The organism is Brevundimonas terrae, assembly GCF_011761985.1.
GTDB classification, from domain to species: Bacteria; Pseudomonadota; Alphaproteobacteria; order Caulobacterales; family Caulobacteraceae; genus Brevundimonas; species Brevundimonas terrae.
Genome location: NZ_JAASQT010000001.1, coordinates 367,647 through 378,319 on the forward strand (window position 1 = coordinate 367,647; position 10,673 = coordinate 378,319).

Sequence of the window (10,673 nt, forward strand, 5' to 3'; positions counted from 1 at the left end):
ACGGCGACCGGACCATGACCGCGCCGATCCCTCCTGTGAATGCCGCCATCCACGCCTCCATCCCCGATGCGATGGACCCGCGTGATGGCGAGCGTCGGCAGGGCGAGCGCCGCCAGAAACGTACACCGGACTCCAAGGCACTGGTTGCGGGCCCCAATAGCCGCGATGAAACGCCCCGCTCGGCAAAGCCTGCCTCAGTATCCCCGCCCCCTCCGGCGGCTTTTGCCGCCCAGATACTGGGTCAACCCGGCAAGAAGCGCGGCCTGCGCGGCGGGCCCGAGGTTCTGGATACCGCCCGCAGCACCTATCTGAGCCGCGAATATTCAGGCCAGAACGACCGTCGTCCGCCTACCGGCCAGCGCAAGAAGACCGAAATCTAGACCCCACAGGTTTGTGGCATCACATTTGCGGGCTGTCGTGACACTACGTCACGGAGCCACCCATGCTGTCGATCCTGTCTGTCACCAGCCGCCTGTTTGAAACCACCGTTGTCAGCCTGATCTTTCTGGCCTTCAGCTAGGTTCAGGCTTCCGGCGCGCCGTATTCGGTGACCTTGCCCGGCGAGCGCAGGCGCGACTGCAACCAGATCACACCCAGCATGTCCCACACCGAGGCCTTCAAGCGCCCCCAGTTGGTGTATTTCGAGCGGCCCGTCTCGCGGTGGCGGTGATCCACATCCAAGTAAAGGTTGCGATAGCCCTCTCGGATCATCAGCGCCGGCAGATAGCGGTGCATGTGATCAAAATAGGGAAGACGCAGATAGGCCTCGCGACGAAACACCTTCAGGCCGCACCCCGTATCGTCGGCATCGTCCTTCAGCAGTTTTTTGCGGATACGGTTCGCCCATACCGAGGCACTACGTTTGGCCGCGCTGTCCTGACGCTTGGCACGACGCCCGCCGACCAGTGCCACATCCGGTTCCGAGGCTTGCAACAGGTCAACCAGTCGCGGCGCATCATGCGGTGGATTCTGGCCATCACCATCCAGCGTGACAATGATGTCGCCTCGAGCCGCCAGCACCCCTGTGCGCACCGCGCGGCTCTGGCCTGCATTGGTGCCGTGCGACAAGACCCGCAAGTGCGGCATGTCCTTCGTCGCGGCGCGCAACAGGCTCAGCGTATCGTCGCGGCTGGCATCATCGACAAAGACCATTTCATAAGACCGCCCCGCAAAAGCCGTGGCGATATCACGCGCCAGCGCCACCGCCGCACCGGCCTCGTCATGCACCGGCACGACCACCGAAATGGCGGGAGCATCAAAGCTATCGGGCGAAGAAACAGATTTCAGAATACCGCTCATGGCTCCGCTTTAAACCATCCCTGTGACAGACGATACGGGCCGGATTTCACGCCCGCGTCAAACCCCGTCATTCTTCACAGCCCTATGATCGCCAAAAGCTTTCGCCTCTTTGGCAACGCATGATACGAATGACCTTATGATGCGTCCGAACTTGGATCGATTTATCGCCGGATGGCGTGGCCCCATGCTGGCGGCCCTGCTGACCCTGCTCGCCGGTTTGCCGGGCCTGCTGCTGTTGCCGCCACTGGATCGCGACGAAAGCCGCTTTGCACAGGCCACGTCGCAAATGCTGGAAACGGGCGACTATGTCGATATCCGCTTTCAGGACGACCCTCGCTGGAAAAAGCCCATAGGCATCCACTGGATGCAGGCCGCAGTCGTCGGCACGATTTCCGATCCGGCTGATCGCGCCATCCAGCCCTATCGCCTGCCTTCGCTGTTCGGGGCCATGCTGGCCGCATGGGCCGTGGCATGGCTGGGGGCCGCCACACTCGGCAACCGCGCCGGTTTCCTCGCAGGGGCCATTCTAGGGGCCACCTTCCTGCTCTCGACCGAGGCAGGGATCGCCAAGACCGATGCCATGCTGTGTGGCCTGACCACATTGTCTCTGGCCGCACTGGCCCGCATCTATCTGGCCACGCGCGCCGGACAGACACCTGAACGTCTGCACAAGCTTCTATTCTGGGCGGGGATCGGCCTGTCGATCCTCATCAAGGGACCGATTGGTCCCATGGTCATCGCCCTGACCATGATCTCCCTCAGCCTGTGGGACCGCAATATCCGCTGGCTGGGCAAGCTGGGCTGGGGCTGGGGTCTGCCCCTGCTGGCCCTGATGATCGGGCCGTGGGCCATTGCCATCACCATTGCCACCGATGGCGGCTTCTGGCGTGAGGCGCTCGGCGGCGATCTGGCCCCCAAACTGGTCGGTGCGCATGAAAGCCACGGTGCGCCGTTTGGCACCTATCTGTTGCTGGCACCGCTGCTTCTGTTCCCTGCCACCTTGATGTTGCCTGCCGCCCTTGTGATCGGATGGCAGCGTCGTTCCGAGCCGCTGATCCGCTTTGCGCTGTGCTGGCTGATACCGGCGTGGATTATGTTCGAACTGGCCCCGACCAAGCTGGTCCACTACACCTTGCCCACCTTCGGGGCGCTGGCCCTGTTGATGGCAGCAGCCCTGACGCAGCCCATCGGGCGCATTTCGCGCTGGACGGGTGCAGCGCTCGGCCTGTTGGTTGCCGGACTGCTCAGCCTGCTTGTGCTGTATGGCCTGACCGAGTTCGGTCGCTCGACCGCCCAGACATGGGCCAATATCACCATCGTTTGCGCCATGATGGCAGCGGCTATCGGTGGCTTCATGCTGGTCAACCGCGCCGCTATCACGGCCGTTCTGGCGGCGCTGGTCTTTGGTATTATCGCCCATGCCGGTCTGGCAGGAACCCTGCGTCAGTTACGCCCCCTGTCTGTGGCCCCGCAACTGGTCAAGACCATGGAAAGCGCCGGCATTCACCCCGCTCAAGGACGCCTGCCCGGCCCCGTCGCCATCACCGGTTTCCATGAACCCAGCTTTGTGTTCCTGACCGGACGCGAGACACAACTGACCGATGCCGCCGGTGCCGCCAAGGCCTTGGCCGAAGGTCGCCCCGCTATCGTCGAATCCCGCGACGATGCGGCCTTCCGCACCGCCATGTCCGAGCTCGGTGCCGCGGGTCGCTCCGTTGGCGAGGTACGCGGACACAACTATTCCAATGGCGACGATGTGCGCCTGACCGTCTATGCCCCCGTCGGGCATGGCCAAGCCAAGAACAGTAACGAGGCGCGTTGATGGGCCGTTTTATCGAGATCGTAGAGGTCGGCCCGCGTGACGGCCTGCAAAACGAAAAAGCCGTCCTTGCCCCCAATATCCGTGCCGAGTTCGTACGCCGCCTAGAGGCCGCAGGCGCCCGCCGCATCGAGGCTGTCAGCTTCGTGCATCCCAAATATGTGCCGCAAATGGCCGGTGCCGAAGAGGTCATGGCTACCCTGCCCCACGAAGCGGGCCGCAGCCGCATCGGTCTGGTCCTCAATGGCAAGGGCTATGATCGTGCCCTTGGCACCGCTGTTGACGAGGTCAATGTCTCCTTGTCCGTCAGCGAAGGTTTCGGCGTCAAAAACCAGGGCCTGACGCCCGACCAGCAAATCCAGATGTTGTCCGAGATCGTCGCCGGTCGCGCCAATGCCGAGGGCTCTGGCGAAGGCGTCCCGTCCTTGTCAGCCACCCTGTCCTGCGTCTGGGGCTGTCCGTTTGATGGCGAGATATCGGTCGATCAGGTCACCGACATGGTCGGACGCGTCGCCGAACTGGGCCTGAAAGAAATCGCTCTGGCCGACACCATCGGCGTGGCCGATCCGTGGAGCGTCACCAAAAAGGTCGAGGCCGCCCGCAAGGTCGCCAGAGACGCCAAACTGCGCCTGCATTTCCACGACACCCGCAATACCGGCCTTGCCAATGCCTATGCCGGCATCGAAGCCGGTATCGACATTCTGGACGCCTCGGTCGGCGGCATTGGCGGATGCCCGTTCGCCCCCGGTGCCACCGGCAACCTCGCCACCGAAGACCTCGTCTACGCCCTCCACCGCGGCGGCTTCCAAACCGGCTACAATCTCGAAGCCCTCATCGACACCGCCCGCTGGATCGGCCAGCACCTGAACCGCCCCGTCCCCAGCGCCCTTAGCCGCGCCGGTCACTGGCCTGCCTAAAAGACCCACAAAACTTCATGACCAAAATCTGCATCGACGGCTTCAACCTCGCCCTGCCCAAGGGCACTGGTATTGCCACCTATGGACGCAACCTGCTGTCCAACCTGAAGAGCCTGAACTATGAGACACAGGCCCTTTACGGCCCTGCGCTCAAAGCCAGTGCGAGCAATATCGTCAATGAAACCGCACTCACCGATGCACCGCGCGCGCCCGCGAAACTGAACCGCAAGGCCAGGGCCCAGCGCATGATGCGCACCTATACCTCGCGGTTCGGCCAAACCGCCTATCCTGTCAAACCGTCCGGTGAAGTGATCTGGCCCGGCGGCAATCGTCCGGCAGCGGACAGCTTCTGGGTTTCAAACGCGCTGTATGACCTAGCTCACCGCAGTTTCAAGACATATGGCAAGCCCAGCCCTGTCAGCTTTAGCGAACAGAACGGTTTTACCAAGCCGGATGTGATGCACTGGACCTGCCCCTTGCCGACCTATGCCAAGGGCGTCCCGAACATCTACACCTTCCACGACCTGATCCCCTTGCGCCTGCCCCATGCGACCATGGACGACAAGGAGGTGTTCATGGCCCAGTGTCAGGAAGTGGTGAAACGTGCCGATCACATCGCCGTCGTGTCGGAAACGACCAAGCAGGACCTGATCCGTATCCTGAACGTGCCCGAGGAACGCATCACCAATACGTATCAGGCCGTTGATCTGCCAAAGTCTCTGACCGAACGCCCTCAAGAGGATGTCGAAACCGAACTGGAAGGCATTTTCGGTTTAGGTTGGAAAAACTACTTCCTGCATTTCGGAGCTATCGAGCCCAAGAAAAATCTGGGGCGCGTCGTCGAGGCCTATCTGGCTTCCGGCTCACAGACGCCACTGGTCCTGATTGGCGGAAATGGCTGGCTGGAAGCGGGCGAAGTGGCTCTACTCAATCAGGTTAAGCGCGATGGTGGTCCCAGTGCCGACCGCATTCGCCAATATGAATACATGCCCTTCAGCCTGCTGGTCAGCCTGATCCGGGGTGCCAAGGCCACCTTGTTCCCCTCGCTTTATGAGGGCTTCGGCCTGCCGGTGCTTGAATCGATGGCACTGGGCACAGCCGTATTGACCTCGACAGGCGGTTCCTTGCCAGAGGTTGCGGGCGATGCTGCCATCATGGTCGATCCTTATGATGTGCGCGCCATGACGGTAGGCATCAGAACACTGGATGCGGATGATGCGCTGCGTGATGATCTACAAGCCCGAGGCCTGATCCAGTCAGGACGCTTCAGTGTCGAGGCCTATCAACAGGCTCTGGCCGCCATGTATGCAAAGCTGGGCTTTGCAGCCACCTGATCCGTCCATGACCACTGGCCCTGCCCCCTCCAAACGTGCGCTTCTCTTTCGCCTTCCGGGCGACGAATCTGCCCGGAATGCTGAAAAACTTGCCCGCACCGGCGAGCAGGCAGGGCTATGCGTCACCATGGTTCCCTACTGGCCGGATGGTCAGGCCGCATGGCACACCGAGACAACCCTTCTCGATGCCGATATCGGCTCGGCACCTCGCGTCTCGGAGTTTGCCCTCCAGCGTCAATACGGCCTGACGCTGGATTTGCTGGAGCTTCTGGCACACAGCTTTGCCACCGAGGCGGCGACACCCGACTTGCTGCTTCCGGAAAGCATATGGCACCAGCACCTGCGTGGCATCGCTGTCCGGCTGATCGAGATGTTCGAGCGCGAACGTCCCGATGTGATTTTCATTGCCCACGGGGCCGAAATCATTTCGCGCCTCATCACCGAGGTCGCCGCATTCAGAGGCATTCCAGCCCTATTTTGGGAAAGCGGTTTTTTCCCCGACCACCTTTATGTGGATGCACAGGCCCCGCATTTTTTCAGAGGTCTGTGCGCCAGCGATACCCAGCCAGTCTCCACTGAAATTACCCCTGATACACACGCCTTCATCCATAACTGGCGACAGGCCAGACAAAGCAAATATCTTCAGGATAGCGCACACGATGCTGCGCTGCTGGAATGGAAGGCCCGCGACAGCCGCCCGGTTCTGTTTGTAGCCGGTCAGGTCCCTAGCGATGCCAATGCCGTTGTCGGCCTTGGCGAGCATAGCTCTCTGCAAGCGCTTTACGCCGCTACGATTGCCAAGCTGTCCTTGGACTGGCGCATCCTGTTCAAGCCGCACCCCAAGGCCGCCCCTGACGCCATTACCCTGCCGCGCACGATCGGCGATGACCTGCTGGTCGCAGACATCGACATCCATACCGCGATAGAAAATAGCGACGCCGTCCTTGTCCATAGCTCCAATGCCGGTCTGGAAGCCGCCTTGAGGGGTAAGCCGGTGATCATGACCGGCCAGCCCATCTATAGCGGATACGGACTAACCTGTGGCCTTGGCGCTGGCGACAATCCCTTCAGTTCCGTCAACCTGAACCCACCGCCCCCCGAGACTGTCGCTGTCGTGGTGCAGCACCTTCTGCATCACAGTCTGATCGCCGATGGTAACCACCAGCAGTTGCGCGACCGTCTACAGATCGCCCAGCCACCTGCGAGCCAACAGAGCCTGACCCCCTATTATTCGCAAAAGGTTCAGGATCTGGTTCTGGTAGCCCGTGCCCTACATGCACAGCTTCATCACACGCCAAAACTTGATCAGGCCTTGAGCCTGCTAAGCAGCTTCGAGCGTTCTACACTCTTCGAGCACACACCGGACACGGCGCTCTTCGCCCACCCGTACGGCGGGCCATGCGCCCCGCCATCAGTTCTAGCCGCCCATCCCGTTCGAGGAAATAAACAGGACGGGCTCACGACCCTGAGCATTCGGCTAGAAGAGTGCGCCTTCCCGCAGGCCTTTCTCGATCATGCCCTGAAGCAATATTGCGCACCGGTCCGGATTGGTTGCCGCCTGGATGTTTCAGCCGATCCCGCCAGTGCCCAGCGTTTTTCGTCAGATGATATTGCCTATATCTGCGCCGAGCTGCGCGGGCCGTACATATTGGTCGAGAACGATCCCGAGAATACAGACTATCGACTTGTAACCCTGTGTGTCTCACCGCAAGGCATGCAAGTGCCGACAATCGACGCTACCGATTATATCGACTGGCACCTACCGCCTGAGGCCTTCAGCTATCCCGCCACAGTTCCAGCACCGAGCACGGGCCACGTCCCCCTGGATGGTGCATACCCCCACCTTCTATATGGCCCCTACCTGCCCCTCCCCAGCGGCCAGTGGGAGGTATCTTGGATACTGCCTTCTGCGTCCTGGTACGACTTTGCCAAGAGCATGCTGGCGTGGCCCCGCTGGAAACGTCTGAAGATGGAAATCATCGAACATAGGCTGGATCAGGCAACCAAGGTATCATCGACACCTTTCTTTAAATTCCGGACGAGATTGGCTCCTAAACAGCAGGCCAACTACGAGTTCAGAACAAAATGGCCCATGGCACCGACTGCCACTTCGTCTCCTAGACCCATTTTTTTAGGTATCTGGATAAAGCATCTAAAATAACCAATATGGCAATGCAGTCATATTGGATTGGTTTACGCTCGCTTCACCGAGCGCGGCCAATTTAACTTGACAGGATCAAGCTTTACTGGCGCGTAACTTGCACGCCAAGAAACTCAAACTCACCGCCAAGAGAACTTTGATTCAAAATTATACGAAGTTCCGTTTTTTCGGTTTCGTTCGTTTCAAATTCAATATCGAATTCAAATATTCCGGGCTTACCCGCTCGAAATTCATGTCGGCTATAGTTAGATTTTTGACCAAACTCGATCGCAAATTGATGGCGGCAAGCCCACTCATCCATACTAAACCTAGCCTTCGCCACCCATCGTCCAGGCGGTAGCTCCTGATAAGGCCCCCACACCAAGCAGCGGGCACGCCCGACTATATCCATTTTATTGATACGTTCGCGTTGAACAAGTCCGCGATCATTATATCGGAAACGCTCAACACCCCAATTTTGAGCGTCGATAACTGTGCCTGAGTGCGCGTTCATGTCTAAATCGCTTTCAGCCAGCTATAGACGTCGAGCGCTTCTTCCACGTCGTCGAATATTCTTGACTGCCCGCTTTCGATAAGTAGGGCACGGTCGCAAATATCCAGAACAAGCTTGGTGTTGTGTGAAGCAATCATAAAAGCGCGGTCTGCACGTTTTTCAAAAAGTTCCTGATTACATTTCTTTTGAAAACGGGCATCACCGACGGCCACAAGCTCGTCGATCAGATAACAATCGAATTCGATCGCAAGCGACAAACCGAATGCCAAGCGCGCCCTCATACCCGAGGAGTAATGCTTGGCCGGTTCTTCTAGCGCCTTGCCCAATTCGGCAAACGCATCGACGCGCTCCAAGGTCTCGCGATAGTCTTTCTGGTGCAGGCGCGCCAGAAAGCGAATATTGTCGAGGCCGGACAAGCTTCCCTGAAACCCACCCGAAAAGCCAATGGGCCAGGACGAGCTCATCCGCCAGTCAATCGTGCCGCTGGTCACCGGCAACACGCCACCCAGCATCTTGATGAGCGTTGACTTTCCCTGACCATTACGGCCCAGGATTGCCATCCGCTCTCCACGTTCGAGATCGAAACTCAGCCCCGAAAAAACAGTACGGTTTGCGTGTTTATAGGCCTTGGACACATTGCGTACACGCAAACCTGCCGGTGGAGCCAAGCCATCTTGCGTCACTCTTGGCGATGCTCCCGCAAGCCCGCCCATAGCAAGCGTCCCAGCACATAGATGATGAAGCTGCTCAGGAAGACGATCAGAATAGAACGCAGACGATGCGGTTGGGTCGACTTATCAGACAGGTTCGGTTCCACGATCCTGTCCAGATACAGCTTCTGGCGTCGTGCGGATTGCTGGGCCGTAATCAAGCCCGCCGAAGCTTCGGTAAGAGCGCGGTCTGCCAATTCACGTTGCAGGACAAGTCCTTCATAGGCGGAGAGCTTGGGGACCAGAGATTCTGCCTCGCCTACCAGCTCGGCCCGAGCCTCGGCGATTTGGCCCTCATAGGCCGACAGTCGCCCGGCCAGAATAGGGATTTGCGGACTTTGGGGAGCCGAACGACGCAGTTCGGACAGTTCTGCCCTGATACCTGCTGCCGTCGCCAACAGGCCCGAGATCAACTGCGTCGATTCAGCAGCCGTCATCTGCGGATCTACAAAGCGCTCACGATTACGAAACTCCGTCAGTTGCGCCTGAACCAAGCTACGTTTGGCTGTCGCATCCTGAACGGCCTGTTCCGCATCGACGACCGCATCTTTCGCAGCCCGTTCGTTCAGGCGGTTTACCAGTTGCTCGCCTGCGGCAAGCAAGGCCAGATTGAGGTTGCGTGCGTCCTGCGGGGTGAATGCCTGCACGGAAAGCTTGGTAATGCCGCTGGTGCCATTATAGGTCACCTTCACATAACGCTTTAGCGTCTTGTAACGACCTTCATCTGTCTCGCCTGAAAAAATGCCCGGGTGCCGCGAGAATATGTCTGCACCATTGCGGGTAAACACCTCGTCAAGGTTGAACTCTTGATGGAGTTGCTTGGCAGCATCGCGCGACGTGACAAAGTCCTGCACGGCAAAAGATTCAGAAGTGCCTGCCGACAAACCAACATTCTGCAGAACCAAGCCGAGATTATTGGGTCGCGACGCATCCGTTTTGCGCACCGTAAAATGGGCCTCGGACACATAGCGCGGTGAGGCTATTACGCCCCAATACAGGCATGCCAACACCGTTGGAACACCCACAACCAAGGCCAGTCCCACAGGGATACGCTTGCTCAACCGTGCAAGGTTCGACTTGGGAGGCTGCACCTTGCCGGGCAAGCCTCCAACATAACGAAGCTGATCAGTCATAAAGCCCAACTTATCCCAAATTTTCTAGTCCACATCGAGATAACCCTCGGCATTACGGAGCAGAAGCAGTCCCGCCAGTAAAAGCACAAGTGCAGACCCTATGGCATAACCAACGTTAAAATGAGTCGTCACTATATCACCGAAAATACCGGCCCTTACCATTTCCACCGCATTGGGAAACGGCACCAGCAAGTATTTTTCACGCGCAGCTTCCGGCAACCAGTCGATCATGAAAAACACGCCGGATAGGGGGATCATGGCGTAACTGACCAAGGGAACGAGACGTTCCATAACATCAGAACGCATCGCAAGGCCTGAAAGTATGTAGCCCGTCCCCGTGGCCATCAGCCACATCAGGAACCAGCCCCCATACAGGTACAGCCAATCACTGGGCGCTCCCACCTGATGAAGCACCACCAAGGCCACATACACAACGATAAAGGCCAGTGTCGTACCGGCTAGTTCCAGTACCGAACGAGACACGAAGAAATGCATCGGACTGATCGCCCGATGGTACAGCAAGCCAATATTTGAATTAACTGCGCTAATGCTGAAGCTGATGCTGTGCCTCAACAAGATGAGACACATATAGCCACTCATTACGAATGGCGCGACAGCCACATCTGACTGTCCACGATGCCGGATAAAAACCCACATCAGTATCACGCCGACGCAAAAAAGCAGGGGCTCGCCGATCAACCACAAAAAGCCACCGCCACGACGTCCGTAGCGAGTGGCCATTTCGCGCATCATGAGCGCACCGATGATCTGGGATTGCCTGGATAGGAATGCGCGGATCATCAGGAA

At 58.7% G+C, this 10,673-nt stretch carries 10 protein-coding genes; 5 read left to right on the forward strand and 5 right to left on the reverse strand.

What is annotated here, in order from left to right:
• Positions 1–14: 14 nt before the first annotated feature.
• Positions 15–380 carry a hypothetical protein gene (locus FHS64_RS01785; protein ID WP_167174781.1) on the forward strand — a complete coding sequence of 122 codons (366 nt, stop codon included), beginning with the start codon at positions 15–17 and terminating at the stop codon, positions 378–380.
• A 142-nt stretch (positions 381–522) separates the two neighbouring features.
• Here FHS64_RS01785 and FHS64_RS01790 read toward each other — a convergent pair whose 3' ends face one another.
• Positions 523–1,299 carry a glycosyltransferase family 2 protein gene (locus FHS64_RS01790; RefSeq protein WP_167174784.1) on the reverse strand — a complete coding sequence of 259 codons (777 nt, stop codon included), beginning with the start codon at positions 1,297–1,299 and terminating at the stop codon, positions 523–525.
• A gap of 136 nt (positions 1,300–1,435) precedes the next feature.
• Here FHS64_RS01790 and FHS64_RS01795 point away from each other — a divergent pair, with 136 nt between their 5' ends.
• Genes FHS64_RS01795 through FHS64_RS01810 form a run of 4 tightly spaced genes read left to right on the forward strand, consistent with a single transcriptional unit; the run spans position 1,436 to position 7,530 of the window.
• Positions 1,436–3,121, forward strand: coding sequence for an ArnT family glycosyltransferase (locus tag FHS64_RS01795; RefSeq protein WP_167174787.1), 1,686 nt, complete (start codon positions 1,436–1,438; stop codon positions 3,119–3,121).
• Positions 3,121–4,035 (forward strand): hydroxymethylglutaryl-CoA lyase, encoded by a 915-nt coding sequence (locus FHS64_RS01800; RefSeq protein WP_167174790.1) that lies wholly within the window; start codon positions 3,121–3,123, stop codon positions 4,033–4,035. Before FHS64_RS01795 ends, FHS64_RS01800 begins: the two co-directional genes overlap by 1 nt.
• Positions 4,036–4,052: 17 nt before the next feature.
• The gene (locus tag FHS64_RS01805) at positions 4,053–5,369 is read left to right on the forward strand and encodes a glycosyltransferase family 4 protein (RefSeq protein WP_167174793.1); all 1,317 of its coding nucleotides are present in this window, start codon (positions 4,053–4,055) and stop codon (positions 5,367–5,369) included.
• 7 nt (positions 5,370–5,376) lie between these two features.
• On the forward strand, positions 5,377–7,530 hold the full coding sequence (locus tag FHS64_RS01810) for a capsular polysaccharide export protein, LipB/KpsS family (RefSeq protein ID WP_167174796.1): 2,154 nt from the start codon (positions 5,377–5,379) through the stop codon (positions 7,528–7,530).
• 82 nt (positions 7,531–7,612) lie between these two features.
• Here FHS64_RS01810 and FHS64_RS01815 read toward each other — a convergent pair whose 3' ends face one another.
• Genes FHS64_RS01815 through FHS64_RS01830 form a run of 4 tightly spaced genes read right to left on the reverse strand, consistent with a single transcriptional unit; the run spans position 7,613 to position 10,667 of the window.
• Positions 7,613–8,023, reverse strand: coding sequence for a hypothetical protein (locus FHS64_RS01815; RefSeq protein WP_167174799.1), 411 nt, complete (start codon positions 8,021–8,023; stop codon positions 7,613–7,615).
• Positions 8,024–8,025: 2 nt separating this feature from the next.
• Positions 8,026–8,736, reverse strand: coding sequence for an ABC transporter ATP-binding protein (locus FHS64_RS01820; RefSeq protein WP_167174802.1), 711 nt, complete (start codon positions 8,734–8,736; stop codon positions 8,026–8,028).
• Entirely contained in the window at positions 8,703–9,866 is a 1,164-nt protein-coding gene (locus FHS64_RS01825; protein WP_167174805.1) for a KpsE/RkpR family capsule polysaccharide export protein, read from the reverse strand. Before FHS64_RS01825 ends, FHS64_RS01820 begins: the two co-directional genes overlap by 34 nt.
• Before the next feature lie 24 nt (positions 9,867–9,890).
• The gene (locus tag FHS64_RS01830) at positions 9,891–10,667 is read right to left on the reverse strand and encodes an ABC transporter permease (RefSeq protein WP_167174808.1); all 777 of its coding nucleotides are present in this window, start codon (positions 10,665–10,667) and stop codon (positions 9,891–9,893) included.
• Positions 10,668–10,673: the final 6 nt, after the last annotated feature.

Coding starts and splice junctions, on each gene's coding strand:
- FHS64_RS01790 (WP_167174784.1), bottom strand. CDS start 1,299: ATGAGCGGTATTCTGAAATCTGTTTCTTCGCCCGATAGCTTTGATGCT.
- FHS64_RS01820 (WP_167174802.1), bottom strand. CDS start 8,736: ATGGGCGGGCTTGCGGGAGCATCGCCAAGAGTGACGCAAGATGGCTTG.
- FHS64_RS01825 (WP_167174805.1), bottom strand. CDS start 9,866: ATGACTGATCAGCTTCGTTATGTTGGAGGCTTGCCCGGCAAGGTGCAG.
- FHS64_RS01805 (WP_167174793.1), top strand. CDS start 4,053: ATGACCAAAATCTGCATCGACGGCTTCAACCTCGCCCTGCCCAAGGGC.
- FHS64_RS01810 (WP_167174796.1), top strand. CDS start 5,377: ATGACCACTGGCCCTGCCCCCTCCAAACGTGCGCTTCTCTTTCGCCTT.
- FHS64_RS01830 (WP_167174808.1), bottom strand. CDS start 10,667: ATGATCCGCGCATTCCTATCCAGGCAATCCCAGATCATCGGTGCGCTC.
- FHS64_RS01800 (WP_167174790.1), top strand. CDS start 3,121: ATGGGCCGTTTTATCGAGATCGTAGAGGTCGGCCCGCGTGACGGCCTG.
- FHS64_RS01815 (WP_167174799.1), bottom strand. CDS start 8,023: ATGAACGCGCACTCAGGCACAGTTATCGACGCTCAAAATTGGGGTGTT.
- FHS64_RS01785 (WP_167174781.1), top strand. CDS start 15: ATGACCGCGCCGATCCCTCCTGTGAATGCCGCCATCCACGCCTCCATC.
- FHS64_RS01795 (WP_167174787.1), top strand. CDS start 1,436: ATGATGCGTCCGAACTTGGATCGATTTATCGCCGGATGGCGTGGCCCC.